Origin of the sequence: Streptomyces sp. NPDC051987, assembly GCF_040680735.1 — a bacterium.
Lineage (GTDB): Bacteria > Actinomycetota > Actinomycetes > Streptomycetales > Streptomycetaceae > Streptomyces.
Map to the genome: position 1 here is coordinate 1 of NZ_JBFAXI010000092.1, position 24,241 is coordinate 24,241.

Annotated in this window: 20 protein-coding genes; 5 read left to right on the plus strand and 15 right to left on the minus strand. The window is 74.0% G+C overall.

The annotated features are described in order from the left end of the window. From AB0M11_RS33485 to AB0M11_RS33500, 4 genes are all read right to left on the minus strand, one after another. On the minus strand, positions 1 to 1,088 hold a 1,088-nt coding region (locus AB0M11_RS33485), incomplete at its 3' end, for a TIR-like protein FxsC (RefSeq protein ID WP_365711889.1). A 124-nt stretch (positions 1,089 to 1,212) separates the two neighbouring features. Next, positions 1,213 to 2,001: an AAC(3) family N-acetyltransferase gene (locus AB0M11_RS33490; RefSeq protein ID WP_365711890.1), complete on the minus strand. Its 789-nt coding sequence runs from the start codon at positions 1,999 to 2,001 to the stop codon at positions 1,213 to 1,215. Continuing rightward, the gene (gene fxsB, locus AB0M11_RS33495; protein ID WP_365711891.1) at positions 1,998 to 4,157 is read right to left on the minus strand and encodes a radical SAM/SPASM protein FxsB, inactivated metallohydrolase extension form; all 2,160 of its coding nucleotides are present in this window, start codon (positions 4,155 to 4,157) and stop codon (positions 1,998 to 2,000) included. Before fxsB ends, AB0M11_RS33490 begins: the two co-directional genes overlap by 4 nt. Before the next feature lie 160 nt (positions 4,158 to 4,317). After that, on the minus strand, positions 4,318 to 4,482 hold the full coding sequence (locus tag AB0M11_RS33500) for a hypothetical protein (RefSeq protein WP_365711892.1): 165 nt from the start codon (positions 4,480 to 4,482) through the stop codon (positions 4,318 to 4,320). A 188-nt stretch (positions 4,483 to 4,670) separates the two neighbouring features. On the opposite strand from AB0M11_RS33500, the gene AB0M11_RS33505 reads away from it, so the two are divergent. After that, complete coding sequence (locus tag AB0M11_RS33505) at positions 4,671 to 5,588, plus strand: DUF4231 domain-containing protein (protein WP_365711893.1); 918 nt, start codon at positions 4,671 to 4,673, stop codon at positions 5,586 to 5,588. Between the two features lie 58 nt (positions 5,589 to 5,646). Here the strand turns inward: AB0M11_RS33505 and AB0M11_RS33510 are convergent, their stop codons facing one another. From AB0M11_RS33510 to AB0M11_RS33535, 6 genes are all read right to left on the minus strand, one after another. Then, positions 5,647 to 6,132, minus strand: coding sequence for a hypothetical protein (locus AB0M11_RS33510; RefSeq protein WP_365711919.1), 486 nt, complete (start codon positions 6,130 to 6,132; stop codon positions 5,647 to 5,649). 207 nt (positions 6,133 to 6,339) lie between these two features. Then, entirely contained in the window at positions 6,340 to 7,377 is a 1,038-nt protein-coding gene (locus AB0M11_RS33515) for a rod shape-determining protein (RefSeq protein ID WP_365711894.1), read from the minus strand. 159 nt (positions 7,378 to 7,536) lie between these two features. Next, the gene (locus tag AB0M11_RS33520; RefSeq protein WP_365711895.1) at positions 7,537 to 8,934 is read right to left on the minus strand and encodes a carboxyl transferase domain-containing protein; all 1,398 of its coding nucleotides are present in this window, start codon (positions 8,932 to 8,934) and stop codon (positions 7,537 to 7,539) included. A gap of 28 nt (positions 8,935 to 8,962) precedes the next feature. Then, on the minus strand, positions 8,963 to 10,444 hold the full coding sequence (locus AB0M11_RS33525) for an acyl-CoA synthetase (protein WP_365711896.1): 1,482 nt from the start codon (positions 10,442 to 10,444) through the stop codon (positions 8,963 to 8,965). A gap of 127 nt (positions 10,445 to 10,571) precedes the next feature. Beyond that, positions 10,572 to 11,174 (minus strand): class I SAM-dependent methyltransferase, encoded by a 603-nt coding sequence (locus tag AB0M11_RS33530; protein WP_365711897.1) that lies wholly within the window; start codon positions 11,172 to 11,174, stop codon positions 10,572 to 10,574. A 90-nt stretch (positions 11,175 to 11,264) separates the two neighbouring features. Further along, complete coding sequence (locus AB0M11_RS33535; RefSeq protein ID WP_365711920.1) at positions 11,265 to 12,359, minus strand: MerR family transcriptional regulator; 1,095 nt, start codon at positions 12,357 to 12,359, stop codon at positions 11,265 to 11,267. 199 nt (positions 12,360 to 12,558) lie between these two features. Here AB0M11_RS33535 and AB0M11_RS33540 point away from each other — a divergent pair, with 199 nt between their 5' ends. Further along, on the plus strand, positions 12,559 to 13,431 hold the full coding sequence (locus tag AB0M11_RS33540; protein WP_365711898.1) for a hypothetical protein: 873 nt from the start codon (positions 12,559 to 12,561) through the stop codon (positions 13,429 to 13,431). Here the strand turns inward: AB0M11_RS33540 and AB0M11_RS33545 are convergent. Next, the gene (locus AB0M11_RS33545; protein ID WP_365711899.1) at positions 13,412 to 13,966 is read right to left on the minus strand and encodes a hypothetical protein; all 555 of its coding nucleotides are present in this window, start codon (positions 13,964 to 13,966) and stop codon (positions 13,412 to 13,414) included. The two genes, AB0M11_RS33540 and AB0M11_RS33545, sit on opposite strands and share 20 nt — an antisense overlap. 176 nt (positions 13,967 to 14,142) lie before the next feature. Here AB0M11_RS33545 and AB0M11_RS33550 point away from each other — a divergent pair, with 176 nt between their 5' ends. Together AB0M11_RS33550 and AB0M11_RS33555 are read left to right on the plus strand one after the other, a co-directional pair. Continuing rightward, entirely contained in the window at positions 14,143 to 14,916 is a 774-nt protein-coding gene (locus tag AB0M11_RS33550) for an IclR family transcriptional regulator (RefSeq protein ID WP_365711900.1), read from the plus strand. Further along, positions 14,913 to 15,764 carry an SMP-30/gluconolactonase/LRE family protein gene (locus AB0M11_RS33555; RefSeq protein ID WP_365711901.1) on the plus strand — a complete coding sequence of 284 codons (852 nt, stop codon included), beginning with the start codon at positions 14,913 to 14,915 and terminating at the stop codon, positions 15,762 to 15,764. Before AB0M11_RS33550 ends, AB0M11_RS33555 begins: the two co-directional genes overlap by 4 nt. A gap of 155 nt (positions 15,765 to 15,919) precedes the next feature. On the opposite strand, the gene AB0M11_RS33560 is transcribed toward AB0M11_RS33555, so the two are convergent. Genes AB0M11_RS33560 through AB0M11_RS33570 form a run of 3 tightly spaced genes read right to left on the minus strand, consistent with a single transcriptional unit; the run spans position 15,920 to position 19,159 of the window. Continuing rightward, positions 15,920 to 17,323, minus strand: a complete 1,404-nt coding sequence (locus tag AB0M11_RS33560; protein ID WP_365711902.1) for an FAD-dependent monooxygenase — start codon at positions 17,321 to 17,323, stop codon at positions 15,920 to 15,922. Beyond that, positions 17,316 to 18,566 carry an MAB_1171c family putative transporter gene (locus AB0M11_RS33565; RefSeq protein WP_365711903.1) on the minus strand — a complete coding sequence of 417 codons (1,251 nt, stop codon included), beginning with the start codon at positions 18,564 to 18,566 and terminating at the stop codon, positions 17,316 to 17,318. Before AB0M11_RS33565 ends, AB0M11_RS33560 begins: the two co-directional genes overlap by 8 nt. Beyond that, positions 18,563 to 19,159: a toxin-antitoxin system, toxin component family protein gene (locus tag AB0M11_RS33570; RefSeq protein ID WP_365711904.1), complete on the minus strand. Its 597-nt coding sequence runs from the start codon at positions 19,157 to 19,159 to the stop codon at positions 18,563 to 18,565. Before AB0M11_RS33570 ends, AB0M11_RS33565 begins: the two co-directional genes overlap by 4 nt. Before the next feature lie 448 nt (positions 19,160 to 19,607). Between AB0M11_RS33570 and AB0M11_RS33575 the strand changes: the two genes are divergently transcribed. After that, positions 19,608 to 21,119 (plus strand): alpha-N-arabinofuranosidase, encoded by a 1,512-nt coding sequence (locus AB0M11_RS33575; RefSeq protein ID WP_365711905.1) that lies wholly within the window; start codon positions 19,608 to 19,610, stop codon positions 21,117 to 21,119. An 86-nt stretch (positions 21,120 to 21,205) separates the two neighbouring features. Here AB0M11_RS33575 and AB0M11_RS33580 read toward each other — a convergent pair whose 3' ends face one another. Next, positions 21,206 to 24,187: a beta-galactosidase gene (locus AB0M11_RS33580; protein WP_365711906.1), complete on the minus strand. Its 2,982-nt coding sequence runs from the start codon at positions 24,185 to 24,187 to the stop codon at positions 21,206 to 21,208. Positions 24,188 to 24,241 lie beyond the last annotated feature (54 nt).

Here is a 24,241-nt window from a genome sequence, read left to right on the forward strand (position 1 = left end):
GTGTCGCTGTGCCGGGCCCGCTCCAGGATCGTCGGCATCACCCGCTCCAGCTCCTCGGCGAGCCGCCGGCCCTGCTCCCCGTGGTTCTGCAGGTCCGCCCGGCAGCGCGGCACGATGGCGCTCACCCACGGGCGGGCGTAGGCGTCGAACGTCTTCAGCCGGCGGCGGCGTTCCTCGTCGCCCAGCGCCCACTGGTCCACCAGCAGGATGCCGGGCTGCCGCTCCCCGGACCCGTGCTGCTCCTCGGCGGGGTTCTCGTCGTCGAAGGCGGCGACGGTCACCCGGTAGTCCAGCGAGCGGATCAGTTCCTCGGCGTGCGCGGACAGCGCGCGGGTCGACTCGGTGCGGTACGGGTTCCAGTCCAGCGCGTCGTCGCCGTACGGCCGGGCGTCGCGGTGCTCCGGGACCGAGTCAGCGGTGGGCGCGGCCACGGTGAGCCGGATGTGCCTCGGGCCGGTGCCGCGCGGTTTGAAGGCGCTCGGGGTGCTCTCGTAGTCCCGGGGGCGGCCGGGCGGCAGCCCGGACTCGCGGGCCGCCTGCACGATGCGTTCGGCCAGGCCGAAAACCGTCTCGTCGTACTCGTCGTGCAGCCGGCTGAGCTTGATCAGCCCGTAGATGCCGTTGCTCAGGTAGCGCCCGCTCGACGACACGTTCTCGACGTGGATGTGCCGGACCGAGTCCGGAAGCTCACGCATGTCGACGCGCGTCCACAGGGCGGGCACGATGGCGGAGGCGGTGGCGGTGCCGGTGGTCCTGGCGTGCAGCATCCGCTCGTGGAAGGCGTACCACTCGCGGCCGCACATCTCGCTGGAGAAGTAGCGCGGGGAGAACAGCGGCACGAACACCCGGCAGGCGGCGAGGTTCTCGCTCAGCTTCTCGGGCCAGCCCTCCCCGGAGCGCATCTCCCGGTCCATGAACCCGACCGGGCAGCCCGCGGGCAGGTCGGTGAGGGCCATGATGTGGCTGCACAGGTCGTTGTAGAGGACCCGCACCCAGTGGTCCGGGTCGCCGCTGTCCGGGCTCCAGGGCGGGGTGTGCGCGTACGACAGGAAGAAATAGGGCCGGTTGTCCGGAACCCGATCATGCACCCGTTCCCCCATGTCCGCACGTCCCCCTGCCCGTCGGCAAGCCGCTGGACGGCCCCCGTCGCCGTGCGTGCCTCCGCCGGACTCAACAATGTGCCCGACGGACCCCGTATCCGGTTCACTCCTTTCAGGCCAAAGCCCGGCGATATCCAGACATCTGCCCCTTGGCGTGGCCCACCACGTCCCGCATGCCGCAGAGGACGACCGGCCGCGAGGCCCACGTGCCCTCGGCGAGCATGCGGCGCGGCAGCCGGGCGCCGATCGCCCCGAAGTCGCTGTCGTCCAGCGCCAGATCGCGGTACTCGACCCAGTTCCCCTTGTGGCCCACCACGCACCGGTAGGTGCGCCGGGGCGGCCTCGGCCACATCAGGTACTCGGCGTAGTGCAACGCGCTGCACACCTCGAACCCGACCCGCAGCAGCAGGATCTGGGCGTCGGCGGCGTACAGCCGTGCCATCGGGGAGAGCCGGCCCAGATGGCTGCGCAGCGGGTGCCGGCGCAGCAACTCCCCGGCTCTCGGCCCGAGTCCGGCCAGCGAGGTCTGCGGATGCGCGCTGCGCACCGCGCCGCGGGTCGACCGCACGCACTCGGCGAGCGCCCCCATCGTCGGGCACTCGGTGGCCTCCGGATCGAACGGCGGCATGCCCCGGCGGTACTCGGCCGCCTCCGCCTCGCTCAGGTCCGCCACCGCCTCCCGGTGGGCCCGGGAGGTGTCGGAGTTCTCGGGCGTGAACGCCGGCACGATCAGTGTGCCCTCGGGGCCGAGTGCGGCCCGCAGCGCGTCCCGGACCGCTTCCGGCGCGGTCCCGGTGCCGCCCAGCGAGGCGTGCACCATCAGCACCCCGCCCCGCCGGACGCCCAACGAGCCGAGCAGGCCGCCCAGTTCCGCCTCCGCCGACTGCGCCACCTCGGTCATGATCCCTCACGGAGACTCGGGGACTGCGACCACTGCGACCACATGCGGGCCACGAGCACGGCCCCGGTCGAGGTCAGTTCGGACTCCGGCAGCAGGGTGAGCGCCGTCAGCGCGGCCGCCGCCTCCTGGTGCGCCCGCCGGCCCAGCCCCTCGTCCGCCCGGTCCAGCAGGGCACGGGCGGGGCTGCCCGGCCGGTGCAGGTCGGCCGTCTCGCGCAGGGCGGTCAGGCGGGCCCGGCGGCCGATGCGCGGCAGTTCCCGGGCGAACTCCTCGGCGGTCACGTCGACCGCCACGCCCAGCGCCCCGAACCCGTGGGTGCCGAGCGCCAGCCCGCTGCCCGCCGCCAGCGGGGTGAGGACGGTGGGGCGGAACGCGTCCGGATCGGCGTCCCGGTCCGGCGCGTCCTTCGCCAGCAGTTCGTAGGCGCGGGCCATCCGTTCGGCGAACTCGCCGCACTCCAGCGGCGGGGCGACGGGGGAGGGGTAGCAGTCGCGGTAGGGGTCGGCGTCGTCGACCAGCGGGCCGCCCTGGACCGGCAGCCGGTCGACGGGGCGCCAGCGTGCGGAGACGGGGACCTCGTCCAGGCGCACCCACTCCGGGTCGGCCGCGCTGCCCGTGCGCACCCGGAAGGCGTCCGGTGCCACGGTGACCTCGACGCGGCCGGGGGCGTCCAGCCGGTAGGTGCCCCAGGTGGGCAGGTGCAGCCGGGTGCCGGGCTGGTCCCAGGACAGGGTGGCCGCCGCTCCGGCCCGCAGCGCCGCGGCGGCGGCCAGGGACATGAACCGGGCCGTGTCGGCGGGGCCGCTGAGGGAGCGCTGGAGGCTGGTGCGCACATACGGGTGCGCGAGCACCGCGTCCAGCTGCCGGGCGGTCTCGGCGTCGGCGTCCAGGGCCAGCAGCAGCCGCCAGGCGTCCGCCCAGTCCGGCTCGGACGCCAGGCGCTCCCGGGCCCGGCGCAGCAGCAGCCGGTCCAGCTCCAGCTGGGCCCAGGAGAGGCGGGCCGAATTCAGCACCGCCGGCGAGAACGAGCGGTCGGTCACCCGGTCGGCGATGCCCTCGACCAGGTTGCGGAGGTCACCGCAGAAGACACTGGGGTTGTCGAAGCCGTTCGCGGAGCTGTACCGGTGCCCGTACAGACCACCGCCGCAGGACCCCACCACGGGGCAGCGCCGGCAGGTGTCGCTGACCCCGTCGACACCCCGCTGCCGGGCCTGGACGCCGGGGTGCGCGGCGAACTCCGCGAACCCGTGGCGGAAGACGTCGTACCCGGTCTCGGGGGCGCCCGGGTAGGCGGTCTTGAGCCAGTCGGCCTGCTCGAAGGTGCCGTCCGTCTCGATCACGGCGAGATCGCTGGGCGCCAGTCCCAGCGCCTCGGTCAGGGGCGGCCCGCCGCGCAGCGTGCTGAGCACCGAGTCGAAGGTCCGCACCGGCATCGGACGGCCCTGCCGCTCCCAGCGGTCGAAGACCGCGAGCAGCCAGTCGGCGTACGGGGCGGGGGCCCCGGCCGGGTTGGGCGGCGGGGAGTCCCAGGTGGAGTGCGGCAGCAGGTAGTCGATCAGCGGCGGGGAGAGCTCGGTGAGGGCGTCGTGCACGGCGACCGGGTCGTTCGCCACGTCCACCGTGCACAGCACCCCGCTGAACAGGTGACGGTACTCGGGCTCCTGGAGCAGCCGGATGCCGCGGACCGCGCGGTCGTAGCTGCTGCGGCCCCTGCGGTCCAGCCTGTGAAGATCGTTTGCTGCGCGGTTCCCGTCCAGGGACACGCTCACGTGGACCCCGAACTCCCGGCAGACGTCCAGGTGGCGCCGGTTCAGGGTGACCGCGTTGGTGTGCATGCGCAGGTCGAGCGCGGTCAGCGGGGAGAGGGCGCGGGTCAGCTCCGCGCAGATGTCCCGTAACCGGGCCGGGCCGACCAACAGCGGCTCGCCGCCGTGCAGGATCACCGAGACGGACTCCAGGGACCGCGCGACGACGTGCTCGGCCAGCCGGGCGGCGACGGAACGCACGGTCTCCGGGCGGATGAAGGTAGGGCGCGACTGCCAGCTCTGGTCGGCGTGCTGGTACACGTAACAGTGGTCGCAGAGCAGATCACACCTACTGTGGATCTTGAGGACCAGCTGTCTCAGGGGTGGGCTGTCGGGCGACTGGCTCGTCACCGAAGGAAGTGTGGCACGATGCCCACCCCTCAGGCGCCGCAAACCACATTACTGCCGGAAACTTTGACGTGTCATCAGCGCACTGGCGTGGGTACGAGCGGCGCGCGCGGCCGCCGGCGCACCCACGTCCGGGTGCTGTCTCGCGCGTCGTCGCCTCTGCTCAGGCCGCCGAGTTGAAGGTGACCGACCGGGTCGAGCGGTGGTCGGGGACGTCGATCACACGGCCCGCGTCGCGCGACGCGGAGGCCTCGTACGGGTCGATGTCCTCCAGGCGGGTGTGCCGGGGAGCCGGCGCGGAGGTGAGGGAGTTCGTCGCGTTGGGCATGATGTTTCGTCGCTCCGGTTCGGGTGCGCGGGACCGAGTCTGGTCCCGATGGTGCGGACCCTATACCAGGAATGCCCCGCGAACCTCTTGTGCACAGGCCCTCGTTCCCCACTCATTGTTTTCCTGGGCCATCTTGTCGGGGGCGCACGCGAGCTTTCGGGGGCGTGCGGTGAATACGGGGGGCGTTCATGGGGGCCGCAACCACGCCGGTGCCGGGCACCACACTGGGCGAACGGGATCTGCCGCCGCTGTTCCGGGTGAGTGACGCGTGGGCGTTACGCCATCAGAGTGACTCGTTCCGGGCGGTGCGCACCCATCTGGTCCTGCTTCTGCTGGCCACCGCCGCCGCCGTCCTGACCGAGCAGGCGTCAGGCCATGTCATGACGGTGCTGGCCGCCGTGCTGTACGGGCTGACGATCGCCCTCGGCCTGAGCACCTCGCGCCGCCGCAGCCGCGCCCACTGGCAGGCGCACCGGGCGGCCGCCGAGCTGGTGAAGTCGCTGGCCTGGCAGTACATGGTGCACGGCGGCCCCTTCCACTCCCGGGTCGCCGACCCGGACGCGGTGTTCGCGGAGCGCCTCGAAGAACGCCTGCGCGAACTGCGCGCCTGCGGCTGGGAGGACTCGCGCACCGGCCCCGATGAACGGGGCAGGGGCCAGATCACGCCGCGGATGCGCGCCGAGCGGGCCAAGTCCTACGCGGCCCGCCGGGACCTCTACCTGCGCGACCGGCTCCTGGAGCAGGCGGTCTGGTACAAGAACCGGGCCGTCCGTGCGCACCGCGCCGCCGCCCGCTGGTCCTCCGTCACCGCGGCGCTGACCCTGTTCGCCCTCGCCGCCGCCCTGCTGCGGACCGTCGGACTGCTCGGCGGCGCCGACCTCGCGGGGCTGCTGAGCGCGGCCGCCGCGGCGGGTGTGGCCTGGCAGGAGGTGCGCCGGCACGGCCCGCTGACCTACGCGCACTCGCTCATCGAACAGGATCTGGAGACCGCCCGGATCGCCATGAGCACGACGGTGACGGAGGAGGGCTGGGCCGAGGCGGTGGGGGAGGCGGAGCGCCTGATGTCCCCGGCGCACACCGAGTGGCTGGTCCGCTTCGGCTCCTGACGCCCTCTCACGCCCTCTCACGCCCTCCGGCGCCCCCTGCGGACGGTCGGCGGATCCGTCAGTCCCGCCGCACCCCCGCCTGCCACAGCACCGTCACCGGCACCCCGCTGCGCCGCGCGTACGCCACCACGTCGCCGGTGCCGCCCTTGCCGCGCGCCGGACGGCCGTCCCACACGGCGATCAGGTGGTCGCAGTGGTCCACGATCCAGCAGCCCGCCGCGAAGTAGGCCTGCTCGTGCGTCGGCTGGCGGGGCAGGTCGACGCGGGTCGTACAGGACCCCAGGATCCTGCGGTACGCGTTGCGGACCTCCTCGTCGCCCAGGTGGGCCTCGTAGTCCATGCCGGGGATCACGGCCGTCACCGGGACGCCGTGGGCCAGGGCGATGTCCGCGAACAGCTGGTCGGCACCGGCCGCCAGGCAGCTGAGGGCCTCCAGCTCCTCGCCGGCGCGGCTGAACCGGTCCCGCAGGGCCGAGCGGACGTACGGCAGGACGGACGGCGGGATCGCCCGGTGCCCGGTCACACCGAGCCGGGTGACGGCCAGGCGGGGGACCGCCGCCGCGGTGAGGCTCTCGGCGAGCACGGTGCTGTCGGCTGTCACGGAACGTCCCCTCCCGTCACCTTCGGTGAGTCCACCCTAACGGAGGGTCGAGGAGGAGCGCAGGGGGCGCATCGGCTCACACCCAGGGCGACGGGTCCCGGCGTGTGGGGCCCAGGCCTACCGGTCCCAGGGCGACGGGCGGTACCCGGGTCAGGCGGCCAGCGGATCCAGGACCAGCGGCTCGATCCGGCCCTCCAGCATCGCCCCGATGCCCTGCACCGCGCACACGTCGGGCCGCTCCGCGATGTGCACCGGCATCCCGGTGGCCTCCCGCAGCAACTGGTCGAAGCCGGGAAGCAGCGCCGACCCGCCGACCATCATGATCCCGCGGTCGGCGAGATCGGCGACCAGGTCGGGCGGGCAGTCCCGCAGCACCTTGCCGATCCCGTCCAGGACGGACATGAGGGGCGTCTGGATGGCGTCGCGTACGGCGGCGGTGTCGACGCGCACGCTGCGGGCGAGCCCGGTGACCACGTCCCGGCCGTGGATCTCGGTGGAGGCGGGGCCGTGCGGGGTGAGGCCGTTGTCGTCCAGGGCCAGTTGCAGCGGCCGCACCGCCTGGTTCGGCAGCATCAGCTCGTGCTCGTGCCGCAGGTGCTGCACGATCGCGTGGTCCACCGCCTCCCCGCCGACGGGCAGCCGCTCGGCGCGCACGATCGACCCCAGCGACAGCACGGCGACCTGGGTGGCGGCGGCCCCGCAGACGAGGATCATGCTCGCTTCCGGCCGCTCGACCGGCAGCCCGCACCCCACCGCCGCCGCGATCAGCGTGTCGACCAGCTCCACCCGCCGCGCCCCCAGCCCCACCAGCGTCTCGATCGTCGCCCGCTGGGCCAGCGGGTCGGCGTCGTGCGGGGTGCAGGCCGCCGCCCGCAGCCGGGCCCTGCGCCGCAGCGAACGGCGGATCTTGTCGCCGAGCAGGTGGCGCAGCATGCGCTGGGCCATCTCGATGTCGACGACGGTGCCGCCGGAGACGGGCCGCACCACCCGGATGTAGTCGGGCGTCCGCCCCGTCATCCTCTCCGCGAACTCGCCCACGGCGATCAGCGCGCCGGTGCGGGTGTTCACGGCGGCGACGGAAGGCTGGTCCACGACCAGGCCCATGCCCTTCACGTACACCCGGGTTCGGGCGGCCCCCAGATCGACGGCGAAATGGCAGCGGCGCAACTGCTCCAGACTGACGGTCACGGCAGATCCTCCCGGTGCGCGGGCCGTGTGGGGTGGCACCGCCGGTCGGCGGCCTGCTTCGCATCCTCCGGGGGATCCGGGCGGCGCGCCTGCGGGGAGGGTCCGGGCGGGGTGCGGCTGAATGGGGGGTTTCGCCCGCCGGCCCGGTCGCCCCCGAGGTCAGCCGGGCGGCGGGGGCGTGGCGGGGGTGGACCCGGCGTGGCCCACGATGCCCCGGACCACGCCCAGCTCCACCAGGTCCTGGGGCCGGATCCGCAGCTGGCCGGCGGTGGGCTCGACCTCCTCAGGGGGGCGTTTCAGGATCGCCGCCGCCAGTTCCGGGGCGATCACCGAGAAGTAGCTGTCCGGGGTGGCCCAGGTGTTGCCGGGCGCGGCCAGCGCCAGCGCCCCGCCCGAGCCGCCCTCCCCGACGACGAGGGTGGTGACCGGGGTCCGGGCCGCCGCGACCTCGCCGAACAGCTCCGCGATCGCGGCGCCCGCGCCCTGCCGTTCCGCCTCGGCGCCGTTGGCGGCGCCCGGGGTGTCGACGAGGGTCAGCACGGGGATCCCCAGCCGGCCGGCCAGCCGTATCAGGCGGGCGGCGGTGCGGTACCCGGCGGGCAGGGTCGCCGTCCCGGTCTGCGCGGCGAAGGCGACCGTACGGCCGTCCCGCTCGCCGAACCCGCACAGCATCCCGTCCGGATCCGCCCCGCCGCACCGGTCGCCGACCAGGGCGACCCGGCGGGTGAAGTAGGCGTCCAGGTAGGCATCGGCCCGCGGGCGGTGCGGGGCGCGGGCGCGCCGGACCGCCTCCCAGCCGGTCGCGGGCAGCCCGCCGTCGCCGAGCGCGGCCGGCGGGTCGGCGGGTATCGGGGCCGGGGCGGTCAGCAGCCGCAGCCACAGCCCGAGCGTCGCCTTCAGCTCCGCCGGGGGCACCACGGCGTCCGCCGCACCCGCCGCGAGCTGTGCCTCGGCCGTGTACGCGGCCGGATCGGCGTCCGGCGGGCGGACCCGGGAACCGGCGAACCCCACCTGGGCGCCGGGCAGGGCCAGGATCACGTCGGCACCGGCGCCCAGGGTGGCCCAGCCGCCGCCGGTCGTCGGGTCGCGCAGGACGGCGACCTGCGCCAGCCCCGCCTCCCGGGTGAGCGCCGACTGGCGGGCCACGCGCTGGAGCTGGGACAGGGCGAGCATGCCCTCCTGCATCCGGCTGCCGCCGGTGGCGATGAGCGGTACGACAGGGAGCCGGTGGGCGCGGGCGTGCTCGTACGCCGCCTCCAGCCGGTCCCCGGTCCGCTCGCCCAGCGAGCCGCCGAGGAAGCCGAACTCGAACGCGATCAGCACGGCCGGGGTGCCCTCGACGCGCGCGGTGCCGACGACGACGGACTCCGCCTCGCCGGTGCGCTCGGCGGCGCGGGCGCGCGAGGCGTCGTACCCCTGCCAGCCGAGCGGGCCGTCGGGTGCGGACTGCCGGGTCGGCTGCGGGAGTTCGACGAAGCTGCCGGGGTCGGTGACCAGGCCGAGGACCTGCCGGGCGGAGAGCCGCTGCGGCGTCGGCGCGGGCGTCTGTCCAGGCATCGGCTCCGGCGTCCGCTGAGGTGTCTGCTCAGGCACCGAGGGCCCGCTTCATGATCTTCCCCATGTCGTTGCGGGGGAGGGCGTCCAGGTAGCGGACGACGCGGGGCCGCTTGTGCGGGGCCAGCCGCCCGGCCACATGGTCCGCCAACTCCTCGGCGGAGGGCGGCGACTGGGCCTCCGCCGGTACGACCCAGGCGACGATCCGCTCGCCCAGGTCCGCGTCCGGCTCCCCGGTCACCGCGGCCTCCCGCACCCCCGGGTGCTCCAGGAGCGCGTTCTCGATCTCCCCGGCGCCGATCTTGTACCCCCCGCTCTTGATCAGGTCGGTGGCCTTGCGCCCGACGATCCGCACGTAGCCGTCCGCCTCCCGCACGGCCATGTCGCCGGTCCGGAACCAGCCGTCCGCGGTGAAGGCGGCGGCGGTCGCGTCGGGCCGGTTGAGGTACTCGGTGAACAGGTTCGGGCCGCGCACCTGGATCTCCCCGACGGTCTCCCCGTCGAACGCGGCGATCGCCGTGCCGTCCTCCTCCACCAGCCGCAGCTCCACCCCCGGCAGCGGCACGCCCACGGTGCCCGCCCGTGCCTCGCCGTCCGCGCGCACGCTGGTGTTCATCAGGGTCTCCGTCATGCCGTACCGCTCGACGACCCGGCGTCCGGTCGCGGCCGCGATGCGCTCGTGGTCGTGCACGGGCAGCGCGGCGGAGCCGGAGACCAGCAGCCGGGCCCGGCCGAGGGCCTTCGCCAGCTCCGGATCGGCGGGCAGCGCCTCGGCGATGCGGTGGTACATGGTCGGGACGCCGAAGAACATGGTCGCGCCGGCGTTCAGCTCGCGCGCGACGCCCTCGGTGTCGAACCGCCCGAGGTGGCGCACCGAGCCGCCGCGCCGCAGCGGTCCGAGGATCCCCAGCACGAGTCCGTGCACGTGGAACAGCGGCAGGCCGTGGACGAGGACGTCCTCGCCGGTCCACTGCCAGGCGTCGGCGAGCGCGTCCAGGGTGGCGGCGAGGGCACGGCGCGGGATGACGGCGCCCTTGGGCGGGCCGGTGGTGCCGGAGGTGTAGACGACGAGGGCCGGATCGGACGCGGCGGCACGGTCCTCGGGCACCTCCCCGACGGCCTGCGCGTCGACCTCGATCCGCGCCAGCCCGGCCAGCGCCGGGGGCAGTTCGGCACCGGGCGCGGCCAGCACGGCGGCCGGCGCACTGTCGGCGACGATGTGCGCGAGCTCCTTGTCGCCCGACTTCGGATTGAGCGGTACGGCCGCCCGGCCGGCGAGCAGCGTGCCGACGACGGCGACGGCCGTCTCCAGTTCCGGGGTCGCCCACACCGCGACCCGGCCGAGGTCCCCGACCTGCCCGGCGAGGGCGCCGGCCGCGGCGGCGAGCTGCCCGTACGTCGACGACCGCGCGCCGAACCGCAGGGCCTCCCTCCCCCGGAGCTCGTCCGCGGGGACCCCCCTCCCGCTTCGCTCGCCCGGACCCTCCGCCAGGGCCGGAAACAGAGACGACACGCGACCACTCCTCACACCGAAAAGCACCGGCCGGAACCTCGACAGCCCCTTCCTACACCAGCCACCGCGCTCCCGGACCACCCCACTCGCACTCCGCACCACGACCTTGATCACACCGCCGGTGCCCTCACCGCCGCCGCGTCCCGACGACCGCGCACAGATCAGCCGCGAGCCGCACCTCCACCGCCCGCAGCGCGGGATGCTCCAGCCAGTGCAGCCGCGCCCGGTCGACGTCCCCGCCGAACCGGGGCGGCCACTGGTCGGCCGGGGTGAAGTCGTCGACGACGACCGTCCCGCCGGGCACCAGCAGCCGCTCGACGTCGGCGGGCCGGTCACCGGGCACCTTCCCCTGCCCGCCGCCGTCGAGCACGAGCAACTCGAACGGGCCGTGCGCGGCGATCTCCTGCCAGTCCCCCCGGACCACCGTGACCTCGGGCCGGTCCCGGAACACCTCGGCGGCGGCCTCGGCCCGCCCGGCGTCCCGCTCCACACTGAAGAGCCGCACCCCGTCCCGCGCCCCCGACGCGAGCCACGCGAGCCCGACCCCCACCCCGGTCCCGGTCTCCCCGATCCGTCCCCCGACCCCGCCGGCCAGCACCTGGAGCAACCGCCCCTGCTCGGGCCGGCACGAGTACGGAAACCCCTGCACCCGCGCCACCCCGAGGGCCCGCCGCACCAGCGGAGGAAGACCGGGGAGGCCGCTGTAGGCGTCAGTGCCATGAAGTGTCACGACGAACTTTCTACCGGACCGAGCCGCCCCGAACGGCGCCAGGCCCAGCGGCGGTGGAGTCGGGGCGGGGGGTGCCTGTTCCCTGGGCTTCTAGTCGGCCGAGACGGGCGGTCGGGTGGGAGAGACGACGTCGGCCACGACCGCGCTCGCGTTGTCGGTGCCGCCCGCCGCGTCGGCGGCCTCGGTCAGTACCCGCACCGCGTCCGCCGGTTCGCCCCCGGCCAGCAGCTCGCGGATCCGTTCGTCGGGGACCGCCCGGGTCAGCCCGTCCGAGCACACCAGGTACCGGTCACCGGCGCGGACCTCGTGCAGCTTCAGGTCCGGGGTGTCGGCGGCGTCGCCCGGCAGGGCCTTCGCCAGCAGCATCCGCTGCGGATGGCTCGCGGCCTCCTCCGGCGTCAGCCGCCCCTCGTCGATCAGCGACTGCACCACACTGTGGTCGTGCGTGATCCGGAACAGCTCGCCGTCCCGCAGCAGATACGCCCGCGAGTCCCCGATGTGCACGAGGGCCAGCCGGGACCCGGTCCACAGCAGCGCCGTGAGGGTCGTACCGACCTCCGTACTGCCGTCCGCCACCCGCCGTACCGCCTCGCTCGCCGAACGCACCGCGTCCTCCAGAAGGTTCAGCACGTTCCCGGGGGAGAGCTCGGCCTCCTCCAGGGGTTTCAGCGCCGCCACGGCGGCCGCGCCGGCCGAGGCTCCGGCCGGCCCGCACCCGTCGGCGACGGCCAGCAGCCGGCGCCCCGCGTACGCGGTGTCCTGGTTGGACGGCCTGACCCGCCCCCGGTCCGAACGGGCGGCGTAACGCAGTTCCAGCATCGTCGTGTCCCTTCTCGATTCTCCGCACTCTCCGGACTCACCGGACAGGTGGTCGACGAGGAACGCGGCCAGGTCCCGCCGTACGGCGGTCTCCGCCTCGACGCGGGCCCAGTACGCCCGCACCTCCCGGGCGGCCGGGCCGGCCGGCAGCGCGCACACCTCGCGGATCCGCGCCAGCGGCATGCCGAGCCGCCGCAGCCAGGCCACCAGCCGGGCGCGGTCCAGCTGCGCGTCGGCGTAGTACCGGTAGCCGGTCTCCGGGTCGACCCGGGCGGGCTTGAGCAGGTCCAGCTCGTCGTACAGCCGCAACGCCTTGGGCGACAGTCGGCAGGCCTTCGCGAAGGCCCCGATGGTCAGCCACCCCATGCCGTCCCCCACGCCGTCCCCCACGCCGTCCCCCATGCCGCCCCCCATGTCGTCCCTTGCGCCGCCTCGACGCCTCTGCCTCGCGTTCCTCGACGTCCGCCTCCGATGCTGGGGCTTCACCGAGGGGGAAGGTCAACAGTGTTCCCGGGTTAGCCTGCCGAGGCAGACCGCAGCCGTCGACAGCCAAGGGAGCCCCGCCGTGCCCCGCATAGCCCTCGCCACCTACGACCCCGGCACGGAGCCCTCCAAGGACCAGGACCTGCCGGTGCTGCTGCGGGCGCTGGCCGACGCCGGGGCCGAGGCCGTCGCCCGCCCGTGGGACGACCCGGAGACGGAGTGGGGCGGTCACGACCTGGTCGTCATCCGCTCCACCTGGGACTACAGCTGGCGCGCCGACGAGTTCGTGGCGTGGGTGGAGCGGGTGGGGAAGGAGACCCGGATCGCCAACCCGGCCCACGTGGTGCGCTGGAACTCCGACAAGCGGTACCTCGGTGACCTCGCGGCGGCCGGTGTGCCGGTGGTGCCGACGCGGTACCTCGCCCCCGGCGACCCGGTGGACCTGCCCTCCGACCGTGACTACGTCGTGAAGCCCACCTTCGGCGCCGGCGCCCGGTTCGCCGCCCGCTACACGCCCGCCGAGCACCGGACCGCCGTACGGCACCTCGCCCGGATGCACGAGGAAGGGCTGACCGCGATCGTCCAGCCGTACGTCTCCGGTATCGACGTCAGCGGGGAGCGCGCCCTGCAGTTCTTCGGCGGCCGGCTGCTGCACGCCAGCCGGAAGCGGGCCGTGCTCACGCCGGGCACGCCGTACGACGCCGCCAAGGTCGCCCACCCCGACCTGACGGCATGGACCCCGACCCCGGCCGAACTCGCCGTCGCCGAGCGGGCGTTGGCCGCCGTGCCGGAGGCGCCCGAGCTGCTCTGCGCCCGGGTGGACCTGGTCGACGGCGAGGACGGCCGGCCGCGGGTGATGGAGCTGGAGCTGGTCGAGCCGAACCTGTTCCTGTTCCTGCACCCCGGTTCGGTGGCCCCGGTGGCGGAGGCGATCCTCAACGCGGCTCGTCGATGACGGCGGTGCGCTGCAGCAGGCCCCAGGTGAACTCGGCGACCACCTGACGGCCGTCGGGCACCGCGAAGGTGAGACCCCAGCGGGTGGGGGCCGTGCCCTCCAGGGGGCGGGCGGGGGCGAAGGCGCGGGCGGCCTCGTCGACCGTGCAGGACCAGGGGGTGAGGTCCTCGTACGTCTCCAGTCGCGGCGCCGGTGCGTCGGGGGCGCGGACCAGCCACTCGTTCCAGACCGCGCCGCCGGGACCGGCCATGACCTCGAAGCGGAGGGTGGGCCACAGGGGGAGCGGCCACTGCCAGACCGCGCACTCCAGATCGCCGACGGTGCGCTTGGTCTCCCACTCGGGCGGGCCGAGGACCGAGCGGTAGCGCGTGGCGGCGGACCGGGACCGGGGCGAGCGGGCCATCGCCTGCCAGCGCTTGTTCGCCTCCCGCATGTCCGCGACCGTCGCGCCCAGCGCGCGCCGGGCGTCCTCGACGAGGTCGGGGTTGTGGTCGGCCATGCGGCGCAGCAGCACCAGCTGGAAGTCCAGTCGCATGCCCCCCATGGTGCACGCGCCGCTCCCCGGCTTCCGCCAGGCCATTGCCCGTGGAATCCCCGGTCGTTAGCCTGTGTTCGTCATGCCGATCGCCTGTTGATATCTCGAACGGCTCCGCAGCTGAAGCGCGCGGCGCACCGATATCTGGCGCTTAGACCCAAGGGAGGGGGCCGGACGTGGGACGCCTCGTGCCTGCCGTGACCCGGGCTCTCGACATTCTTGAGCTCTTCCTGGACGGGGACGGGACCCTCTCCGCCCCCGACATAGTGCGCAGACTCCAGTTGCCGCGGACCACCGTGCACGAGCTGGTGACCACGCTCTCCGCCCGGTCGTACATCGTGCCCGTGCCCGGACAGCCCGGACGGTACCGGCTGGGCGTCCGTCCGTACCAGCTCGGCAGCCGATACGCCGAGCAGCTCGACCTCGCCGCCGAGGGCCAGCAGGTCGCCCGGTCCGTCGCCGAGACCTGTGACGAGACCGTCCACGTGGCGATCCTCGAAGGCACCGACGTCATCTACATCGCCAAGGTCGACTCCACGCACGCGGTCCGCATGGTCTCCGCCGCCGGCCGCAGGCTGCCCGCCCACTGCACGTCGGTCGGCAAGATGCTGCTGGCCTCGCTGCCGGAGCCGGAGCTGACCGCGCGCATCCCGGACGACGCCGAACTCGTCGCGATGACCCCCAACAGCATCACCGAGCCGGGCGCCCTGCGCGCGGCCCTCGCCGAGATCCGCGCGCGCGGCATCGCCGTGGAGAGCCGCGAGTCCAATCCGGACGTCTCCTGCGTCGCCGCGCCGGTCCGCGACCGCGCCGGCCAGGTCGTCGCGGCGCTGTCCATCTCCGTGCCGATGATCCGCTGGAGCGACGAGCGCCGCGGTGAGCTGGAGCAGCTCGCGGCCAAGGGCGCGGCCGAGCTCTCCGAGCGCCTCGGGCACCGGAGCGTGGCATGACGACGACGGCGTACGAGGTCGCGGTGGCGGTGGAGGCGACCCTCGGCGAGGGCCCGACCTGGGACGCGGCGACCGGCCGCCTGATATGGATCGACATCCTGGGTTCCCGCGTCCACACGTACGACCCGGCCACCGGCCGGCGCACGATCCGCACCACCGACCAGCACGTCGGCGCGGTCAAGCCGCGCGCGGGCGGCGGCCTGGTCCTCAACCTCCGGGACGGCGTCGGACTCCTCGACCCCGACGGCACGTTCCGCTGGCTGCACCGCGAGCCGGTCCCCGGCCGCCGCGCCAACGACGCGGCCGTCGCCCCCGACGGCTCCCTGTGGGCCGGCACGATGCGCTACGACGAGAAGACCGGGGGCGGCACGCTCTCCCGGGTCGCGGCCGACGGCACGGTGACGACGCTGCTGCCGGAGGTGACGGTCAGCAACGGCACGGGCTGGAGCCCGGACGGCCGTCTCGTCTACTACGTCGACTCGCCGACCCGCCGGGTGGACGTCTTCGACCACGTCGACGGGCTCCCCGTCAACCGCCGCCCGCTGGTGACGATCGAGGAGGGCGCCGGCTTCCCCGACGGCCTGACAGTCGACGCGGACGGCTGTGTCTGGGTGGCGCTGTGGGGCGGGGCGGCGGTACGCCGCTACACGCCTGACGGCGAGCTGGACCGGGTGATCAGCCTGCCCGCCACGCTCACGACCGCCTGCGCCTTCGGCGGCACCGACCTGACGGACCTGTACGTCACGACGGCGAGAGTGGGCCTCGACCGCCCGCACCCGACGGCGGGTTCCCTCCTGGTGATCCCGAACGCGGGCAAGGGCGTCCCCCAACCGGCGTTCGACGGCTGAGCGCCCCGTAAGGGGCGCGGGGAACTGCGCGACCGGCCACGACGGCGCCGCAGACGGTGCACAGCCCGGCGCGGCAGGGTCGTCGTTCGCCCGCGGGTGCGTGGGGGCTGAGCGCGCAGTTCCCCGCGCCCCTTACGGGCGCTCCTGACGGGGCGCTACTGGAGGCCGGCTCTCTTGAGTTCCTCCGCGGTGAGCGGTGGGCCGGGGAGGGGCGGCTTCACGGGGCCCGCCAGGGCTGCCAGCAGGACGGACGGGGTCAGGAGTGTCTCCGCCCGGCGTTCCAGGGAGGTCACGTCCGTGACGCGGCGGGCGACGCGGCCGTTGCCGGTGGCCGTGTGCATGAGGCGGGAGACGTACGCGGCGACGACCCGGTCCCGGACCGTCGGCCCGTTCTCCGTCGCCCCCGGATAGAACACGTCCTGCCCGATGGCGAGGTCCCAGGCCGCCCCGACCGGCCGGGCCACCGCCTTCTGCACACGCCGCGACAGGCCGGGCGTCCCCAGACCGTGGCGGCGGGTCTGCTCCCGCAGGAGCAGGGCGCTCTGCGCGCCCACGGCCAGTCCGTGGCCGTAGACCGGGTTGTACGCGGCCAGAGCGTCGCCGAGGACCACGAAGTTGTCGGGCCAGGCGGCCATCCGCTCGTAGAAGTACCGGCGGTTGACGGTGGCACGGGTGACGGCGACGTCGGAGAGCGGTTCGGCCTGGGCGAGCAGCTCGCCGATGAGCGGGTGCCGCAGCCGTTCACGGGCGAACGGGACGAACTCGTCGGCGGCGGACGTCGGTTCGCCGCCGCGGGTGCCGTTGAGGGTGACGATCCAGCGGCCGTTCTCGATCGGCAGCAGGAACCCGGCCCGGCCGGGACCGCCCTGCCGCGGGTCCGGCTGCACGTTGACCACCGGGAAGCCGCCGCGCGCCGGTTCGGGGGCGAGGTAGAGCCGGCTGGCGTAGGCGAGACCGGTGTCGACCTCGCGCCGCTCCGGCGCGGGCAGCCCGAGCTCCGCGAGCCAGCGGGCGGCGCCGGAACCCCGGCCGGTGGCGTCGACGACCAGGTCCGCCTCGACGGTCCGCTCCCCGCCGTCGCGGCCGCGCACCCGGACCCCGGTGACCGCCCCGGCGTCGCCCGTGAGCCCGAGCACCTCGGTGCCCTGGGCCACCTCGACGCGCCCGTCGGCGAGGACCCGCGCCCGGACCGTCGCGTCCAGCAGGTCCCGCCCGGCCAGCAGCACATGGTGGGACTCGGGCCAGCGCCGGAACCAGCCGTGCGCCGAGAGGGCGACCATGTCGGTGGTGACCGGGGCCCGGCGCGCCCCGGCCTCCAGGAGCGCCGCGGTGACGCCCGGCAGCACTTCCTCCATCGCCCGGACCCCGCCCGACCAGAGCATGTGGGCGTGCCGGGCCTGCGGAAGCCCCCGGCGGGGCGCGGGGGTCTCGGGCAGTTCGTCGCGTTCCACGACGACGATCCGGTCGGCGAGGCCGGCCAGGGCCCCGGCCGCGAGCATGCCGGTGTGGGATCCCCCCAGGACGACAGCGGCTCTGACGGGGGAGGGACGTTCACTCATGCGTGGACATGCTCTCTGCCGGGACGGTCGCGCGGGTGCGTACCGCCGTGATCTCTTCGGGGTGGCGCAGGACCTCGGAGAGGGCCTGGATCTCCTGGAGCAGATACGAGGTGTCGGCCCCGCTCGCGTCGCCGTGGCCGTCGCCGTCGTGGTCGCCGCGTGTGTGCCGTCCGCTCTCGACGGCGTCCAGGACCGTCACCGCGGCGGCGAGGGCCTGGGCCCGGCCGGGTTCGTGGCCGAGGGCGAGTGCCGCGTCGTAGGCGCGGCCGCGCAGGCTCTCGTCGAGGAACCGCGAGAGTTGCAGGAGCGCGTCGCGGATGTACGTCTCGCGGCGGATCAGGCGTATCTCGGCGGTGGCGCGCAGGGCGAGGGGTTCGCGGCCGCCCGCGACGGTCCGCAGCAGCCGGGCGAGCGGCTTCAGGGCGCGGTGCCGGCGCCGTACCAGCCAGCGGTCGTGGAAGTACTGGCCGGTGTGCGGGACGATGAAGCCGATCGCCACCAGCGTGGCGGCGACGCAGGCGGCCGACGGGGCGATGTTGGTGTTCAGCCAGTCCAGGTCGTGACCGGTCCAACGGGCCGCCACGGCGGTGAACTTGGCCGCGCTGAACAGCAGGTTCGTGGCGAAGCCGATGCCCAGGAACCTCAGCCCCCAGCGCAGCCAGGCGTCGAGTCCGTCGGTGCGGATCCAGTTCCACACGAGCCGGGTCGTGATGGCGCAGGCCGCGGTGTGCGCGAGCAGGTAGAGCAGGATCTCCTCACGCATGAACGGCGTGTTCGCGTAGTAGGTGTCCAGGTTCCGGACCTGTTCCACGGGCACGTCGGCGAGCGCGAACAGCACCCACAGGGCGACGACCACGGTCGCGTAGACGCAGACCACCCAGCGGGTCGCGCGCCGGGTCTGCCTCCGGCGGTCGGTGTGGCCGTTGCGCCAGTGCACGACGAGCAGCAGCCAGGACGCGGACAACGCGGTGATCAGGGAGTACACCAGCGGTGCCGCGATGTTCGGCACGCCGGTGACCCGGTTCGTCCAGGCGATGGTGGGCGGGGCGGCGAAGGCGAACACCGCGCAGGCGAACAGCAGCAGGCCGCCGACGGCGCGCAGCAGCGGGTCCCGCCACAGTTTGAGGATGCTGGGCAGCTTGATCACCAGGGCCGCGGTGAGCACCAGGCCCGGGAGCCAGAAGGAGACCTGCAGGCCGGTGAGGAACGCGGCCGGGCCCGCGGCCAGGGGGGAGGGGCTCACCGTGCTCCGCCTTCACGGCCGCGGTAGCCGAGGGAGCGCTGGACGGGATCGGGCGGGGCCTCGCCGCCCCCTCCGGGCAGGAACGACCGGAGCGCGGCCGCGAGCCGGTGCCCGAAGTCGTCGGCCTCGGCCTCGTCGGCCTCCCGGGAGCCGTTGCGGGCGGCCACGGTCAGGGCGACGGAGTCCCAGCCCCGCCGCCCGGCGAGGGCGTTCGCGGCGGCCGCGTGGTGATGGGTGTGCCGGGCGTGCATGTGCCACAACTCGTGACCCAGGATGACCAGTTGCTGGACGGCCTCGGCCCGCTCCTCGACGATCACCAGGTCGAAGTCGAGGAACTCCACCCAGAGTCCGGTGACCTCGATCTCGTCGGGGAACCGTTCGAAGCGCAGCTCGACGGGGCGGCCCTCGCGTCTGCGGCTCATCTCCGCGCACAGCGCCCGGCACACCTCGCGCACGTCGCCCGGCGCCTGGGGTCGGGCGCGGACGGCGGCGGTGAGACCGGCGGCCAGCCGGCGCATCCCCGGGTCCGGCCGGAGGCGCCGCAGCCGCTCGGCGATCCGGGCCCAGCGGTGCCGCGCGCCGGCCAAGTCCATCGCTCCCCCTTCACACCGCCCCGACGGCGGTCACCGCGCTGCGTCGGCCGGTCCGAGACTACGCGTCCGGCGCCGGGAGTTCGAGGTGTAGTTCACATGACAACGACAGTCCGGTGCGGGAAAGTCGCGCCGGACCCATTGACGCCCAAGCGCTGCGATCTTACGGTCCCGTTCGAAGTCACGAGCATCAGCCGAGATCTCGAACGATAGCTCGAACGAGAGGTGACGGACACGACCGCGAACAGTGAGGAGCCGGAGCCGACGCCGCCGCCGGCGGCACCCCAGAGCTCGGGCTCAACCCCCTGAGCCGGACGAAAGACGGACGGCCAGTGCCCCTTCAGGGGCGCGGGGCTGTGTCGATGTGCGGCTCCGCCACGTGGGCGCGAGCGACCCCCACTCACCCGCACCCGCCCACGAAACCCAAGGCACCCTCCCCGAAAGGCGAACATTGCGCACCGCCCGCTTCACCCTCGACCCCGCCTTCACCACCGGCGACGTCAACCCCCGTGTCTTCGGCTCCTTCGTCGAGCACCTGGGCCGCTGCGTCTACACCGGCATCTACGAGCCGACCCACCCCACGGCCGACGCCGAAGGCCTCCGCACGGACGTCCTCGACCTCGTCCGCGAACTCGGCGTCACCACCATCCGCTACCCCGGCGGCAACTTCGTCTCCGGCTACAAGTGGGAGGACTCGGTCGGCCCGGTCGAGGACCGCCCCCGGCGCCTGGACCTCGCCTGGCGGTCGACCGAGACCAACCGCTTCGGCCTCTCCGAGTACATCGCCTTCCTGAAGAAGGTCGGCCCGCAGGCCGAGCCCATGATGGCGATCAACCTCGGCACGCGGGGCGTGGCGGAGGCCCTGGAGCTCCAGGAGTACGCCAACCACCCCGCCGGCACCGCCCTCTCCGACCTCCGCGCCGCCCACGGCGACAAGGACCCCTTCGGCATCAGGCTCTGGTGCCTGGGCAACGAGATGGACGGCCCCTGGCAGACCGGCCACAAGACGGCCGAGGAGTACGGCCGCCTCGCCGCCGAGACCGCCCGCGCCATGCGCCAGCTGGACCCGTCCGTGGAACTGGTCGCCTGCGGTTCCTCCAGCCGGTCCATGCCGACCTTCGCCGCGTGGGAGGCGACGGTCCTCGCGGAGACGTACGACCTGGTCGACCACATCTCCCTGCACGCCTACTACGAGCCCCAGGACGGCGATCTCGACTCCTTCCTGGCCTCCGCCGTCGACATGGAGTCCTTCATCGAGAACGTCGTCGCCACCTGCGACCACGTGGGCGCGAGGCTGAAGTCCCCGAAGAAGATCAACCTCTCCTTCGACGAGTGGAACGTCTGGTACACGTCCAGGTGGCACGAGATCGAGAACTCCGCCGCGCGGGACTGGGCCGAGGCCCCCCGCCTCCTGGAGGACAACTACAGCGTCCTGGACGCGGTGGTCTTCGGCTCCCTGCTCATCGCCCTGCTCCGCCACGCCGACCGCGTCACGGTCGCCTGCCTGGCCCAGCTGGTCAACGTCATCGCCCCGATCCTGACCGAGCCGGGCGGCCCGGCCTGGCGCCAGACGACCTTCTTCCCCTTTGCGCAGGCGTCCCGGTACGGCAGGGGCCGGGTCCTGGACGTACGGGTGGACTCACCGACGTACGAGACGAAGAAGTACGGCGAGACGGACCTGCTGCACGCCACCGCCGTCCGCGCCGACGACGGCACGGTCACCGTCTTCGCCGTGAACCGCAGCCGCACGGAGGCACTGCCCCTCGAAGTGGCCGTGGGCGGCCTCGGCCTGACGTCCGTGGCGGAGCACAGCGTCCTCGCGGACGAGAACCCCGACGCCCGCAACACCCTGGCGGAGCCGGACCGGGTGACCCCCCACCCGGCCGAGGGCACGACACTGACCGACGGCACGGTCAAGGCCGTTCTGGAGCCCCTGTCCTGGAACATGATCCGACTGACGTAAGGGCAGACGCGCCCCGTCAGGGGCGCGGGGCTGTGTCGATGTGCGGCTCCGCCGCGTGGGCGCGACCAGCCCCCACCGGCCCGCAGTCAACGGCCGGGGGAGTCCACCCCCACCACCTCGACCCCTCCGGCCGCGCTCCCCGACAACTCAAGCCGCACCACCCCCGGCCCGACCTCACTCGTCCCGTCCGCCAGCACAGCCAACGCCAACGTGTTCGCACCCCGGGTCCGCAGAATCCCGTTCGGCAGCACGAACGTGTGCTGCGGCCCCACGTCGTTCACGTACTGCCCGAGGTTCCACCCGTTCAGGAAGATCTGCGCCCGATAGGCCCGCCCCGGATCGTCCTCCAGCACCAGCCCCACCGACGCGTCCACCCCACCCGGCACGGACATCCGGAACTCCGTCCGGTACCAGGTGACCCCCATCCCCCGGTCCGCGCGCGGCAGCGAAACCGGCTCCCAGCCGCCGTCCGCGAACCCGGGCAGGTGCCAGCCCTCCCGCTCCCCGTACAGGCCGCCGTTGTTCTGCGGCCCCCGCACCGGATCCGCCGCCGCGGCCCCCTGGATCCGCCAGCTCACCTTCGGCGAGACCCCCTTGAAGGAGACGGCGGTCAGCCCGCGGGCCACCTTGTGCGTGTCCTGCGAACCGCCGTCCATGTCGTGCTGCATCCGCCGCACCAGCACGGACAGCACGTGCCCCGGTTTCTTCCGCTGCTTCTTCCTCAGCCCTGCCGCGGAGAACTCGGCCGTCGCCGCCCAGCTCCCCTTCCGTACCGTCTTCGCGTCCGGCACCGGCATCCGGTGCGAGCCCAGCGGCACCCCGTCCAGCCAGGCCATCAGCATGCCCTGGGTGCCCGTGCTGTAGGCGAGGGAGACCGACTCCAGGTCCGACAGGTCGCCGTCCAGCCGCCCCCGGTACCAGACGTCCCCGTAGTGGAAGCCGTAGTCGTCGGCGAAGAGCACCGGCTGACCCGCCGGGACGGCCGTCGTGCTGAACGACGTCTTCTTGTCGGCGGCCGTCCACGCCGAGTCGTCGAAGTCCACCGCCGCTTCGGGGTTCTCGGCCTTGCGGCGCCAGCCGGCCAGGACCGGCAGCGCGGGCCGGGGCGCCCCCGGCATGTCCGCCAGGGCGACCAGGCTCTCGGAGGCGCTCACCCGCGTCGGTACCGGCCGCCCGTTCCAGGTGACCGAGGTGATCCCGCGGGGCCCCCAGACCTCCAGGCCGGTGGCGCCGACCGTGTCCCCGGTGAGTTCGACGGCCGACCCGTCGAGCTTCGCGTGGCGCAGCAGCGCAGGGCCGTAGACGAGGAGCGTGCCGGACGGGGTGTCGTAGGGGAACAGCCGCAGGGACGTCGCGTCGTCGGCGAAGAGCAGGAGCAGCGGGGTGTCGGACTCGCCGCGCTGGACCAGGACCCGGGTGAGCCCGCCCTGCCCGAGCGGTGCGGTGACGTGCAGGACGCCCTGGTCGTAGACCCAGGCCGCCTCGGCGTCCAGGCGCTGGACGACGGGCTCGACCGGGCACTCCAGCACCAGGTGCGCCATCTCGCCGTGGCGGCCCGTGAACAGGGCGACGTCCTGGCGGCCCGCGGTGAGCACGAACATCGGCTGGGCGGTGCAGTAGCGCAGCTTCCGCCTGCCGAGGGAGAGGCCGGTGGTGACGAGCCGGGCGTCGTGGGCCGGGACGGTGAGCTCGACGTCGTCGCCTGCGGCCGTCCGCAGCGTGGAGGTGACCTCCTCGGCCCCGTCGTTGCGCAGCACGTAGAAGTGCGCCTGGGTGTCGGGGTTGGTGAGGTGGTACGCCTTCAGCCCGGCCACGTGGACGTCGGCCGCGCGGTCCAGCCGCGCGAAGTCGGGGACGCGCTGGAGGAGGTGGCCGAGCTGGTGCATCGGCGCGATCTTCGGCGTGACGTTGCGGGCCTCGTCGATGGCCGCGCCGTAGTCGTACGACGTGTAGACGACCGGCGCCGGCAGCCAGCCCCAGGTGGTGCCGCCGTAGGTCATGTAGACGTTGTGGAGGGTGATGCCGTTGGCGAGGTTGGTGAGGTAGAAGCGGCGTTCGTAGGCCGCGTCGCGGGTCTCCCGGGACCCGGCGTACCCCTTGCCGCCGAACTCGACCCCGCCCCAGGGGTCGAACCAGCCGCCCCCGAACTCCGGCACGAACCCGGGGGTGCGGGGACTCGCGGTCGCGCCGCCCTTGAGGCCGCCGATCCCGAAGCCGCCCCAGTCCGGAGGGGTCTGGGAAGGCGACGGATAGCCGTCGAAGCCGTACAGCCACTTCCCCGTCTCGCCGCCGGTGTCGAAGGAGCCGGGGATCCAGTAGCCGTTGCGGCCCTTGTCGTTGTGGAAGAGGGGGACGTCGATGCCGTCGGCCCGCACCCTCTTGTAGAGGTGGGACATGTAGGCCGGGCCGGTCGGGTCGGTGACGTGGCCGTCGTACTCGTTCTCGATCTGGTAGAGGAGGACGGTTCCGCCGCCGTCGGTGTGCTGGTGGCGGCGGACGACCCGGTTGACGGCCGTCAGCCACGCGTCGACGTGGGAGAGGTAGACCGGGTCGGTGGACCGGGCGGCGCCCGTGGTGGCGGTGAGCCAGCCGGGGAAGCCGCCGGCGTCGATCTCGGCGTTGATGTAGGGGCCGGGGCGCACGATGACGTACAGGCCGGTCTCGGCGGCCGTGCGCAGGAACAGGTCGAGGTCGCGGACGCCGGTGAAGTCGTACGTCCCGGGTGCGGGGGAGTGGTAGTTCCACGCCACGTAGATGCTGACCGTGTTGTAGCCGTGCGCCCGCATCTTCTCCAGGACGTCCCGCCACAGGGACGGGCTGGGCAGGCGGAAGGGGTGCATCTCGCCGGACCACACGACCAGCCGCCGGCCGTCGACCACGAGGGAGTGGTGGTCGAAGCCGATGGTGTGCCGCCGTCCGTCGGCGCTCGGCGCGGCCGGTGCCGGACCGGTCGGCACGGTGCGCGCCGCGTACGCCGAGGGCGCCCCGGGGCCGCCGCTGCCGCCCAGGGCGAAACCGAGCGCGGCCGAGCCGGCCAGGGCACTGAAGGTACGTCTGCTGAGCGCCAAGGGATCCTCCCGGGCGATCTTACGGGGCGCGGGTGCGGCCATTGTCCACGGGCG